The organism is Bartonella sp. AA81SXKL (genome assembly GCF_042196945.1).
GTDB lineage: Bacteria > Pseudomonadota > Alphaproteobacteria > Rhizobiales > Rhizobiaceae > Bartonella.
Genome location: NZ_JBHIRH010000340.1, coordinates 1 through 247, shown reverse-complemented (window position 1 = coordinate 247; position 247 = coordinate 1). Strand labels below are relative to the sequence as shown.

The window sequence follows — 247 nt, the reverse complement described above, 5'->3', positions numbered from 1 at the left end:
TCTCCCGTTTTTTTATCAAAACGTCCGCGAGCTTCCAAGAAAAAACCACTCTTATGATTTGCACCAAACATTGCAACATAGTCTGACCGTGTTGCTTCAAGGCTAGAATGAATGCCTACATTAACAAAGTCCTTTTCTGCAAAAGAATTTTTTCCTGCAAGATGAAAAGATTGTCCAATAACACCATAAAGAGACCAATGATTGTTAAAGTTTCCAGAATACCTTAGTCCTATATTAGCTCTTGTTC

At 36.8% G+C, this 247-nt stretch carries 1 protein-coding gene; it reads right to left on the bottom strand.

All coding sequences use genetic code 11. From position 1 onward, the window contains the following. Positions 1-247, bottom strand: a 247-nt coding sequence (gene lptD, locus ACFINZ_RS11565) for an LPS assembly protein LptD (protein WP_375701593.1), incomplete at both ends; no start/stop codon positions are given.